The organism is Caballeronia catudaia (assembly GCF_001544755.2).
GTDB classification, from domain to species: Bacteria; Pseudomonadota; Gammaproteobacteria; order Burkholderiales; family Burkholderiaceae; genus Caballeronia; species Caballeronia catudaia.
In genome coordinates, this window is sequence record NZ_FCOF02000137.1 from 1 (window position 1) to 1097 (window position 1097).

Annotated in this window: 1 protein-coding gene; it reads left to right on the plus strand. The window is 63.1% G+C overall.

All coding sequences use genetic code 11. The features are described 5' to 3' along the window. Positions 1-9: 9 nt before the first annotated feature. Positions 10-1097, plus strand: a 1088-nt coding sequence (locus AWB75_RS36445) for a DDE-type integrase/transposase/recombinase (protein ID WP_061128745.1), incomplete at its 3' end; no start/stop codon positions are given.

Consider the following 1097-nt stretch of genomic DNA (forward strand, 5'->3'; position numbering starts at 1 on the left):
GGAGATTTCGTGAACGACATCGATCCCAAAGCCCTGTTTCGCCTGTCGGTACTGGGGCCGCTCGTCAGCCGCGAGCGCCTCGGTCGCGGCGAACTGCAGCTGATCGTACGCCAGCTAGCCCGTCAGGAGTACGCAATACCTGGTTCACGACGGCGCTATATCAGCGAGAAGACGCTGCAGGCGTGGTACTACGCTTGGCGGCGTCATGGGCTCGCCGGCCTTTCTGACCGACCGCGCACCACCGCCGGCCAGTCGAAGTTGCCCGCCGCGATACAGAGTGCCGTGCTGGCCGCCAAGCGGGAGAATCCGCGCCGTTCAATCCGTCAGATCCGATTGCTGCTTGAGGCCGCCGGGCTCGTGCCGCACGACACGCTCTCTCGCTGCGCCGTGCACCGCCTGCTCAAGGCTCACGGGCTCTCGCGCATTGCCTCTGCCGAAGTCGTACCGGAGGAGAAGCGCAGCTTTGAGGCCGAGCACGCCGGCTCGATCTGGTACGGCGATGTGATGCACGGCCCCACACTGTCGTTCGGTGGGCGTCGAACGAAGACGTATCTCGTGTCGCTGATGGACGACGCTTCGCGGTTAATCGCGCACTGCGCGTTCTGTCCGGCCGAGACAGCGCTCGAGATCGAGGGCGTCCTCAAACAGGCGCTGCTTCGTCGAGGCATTCCAGTTCGCCTGGTGGTCGATAATGGCGCCGCTTATCGTGCTTCTACCCTCCAGGGCATCTGCGCGCGCCTGTCAATCCGTCTTGTCTATTGTCGCCCGTATGCGCCCGAAGGGAAGGGGAAACTGGAACGGTGGCACAGAACGCTACGCGAGCAGTTTCTCGCTGAACTGGACGGGTCCCACATTCGCGATCTCGCCGATCTCAACGCCCGGCTGTGGGCGTGGGTCGAGGAGATTTACCATCGTAGACCCCATACCTCGCTCGCTGGTCAAACTCCGCTCGCTCGGTATCAGCAGGACCTGCCACGCATCCGCCTTCTTGGATCACTTGCCGCTCAGCTCGATGAACTGTTCCTGCATCGTATTTCCCGACTGGTGCGTCGTAACGGCACCGTCTCGTGGGCCGGCCGTTACTTCGAAGTCCCGTA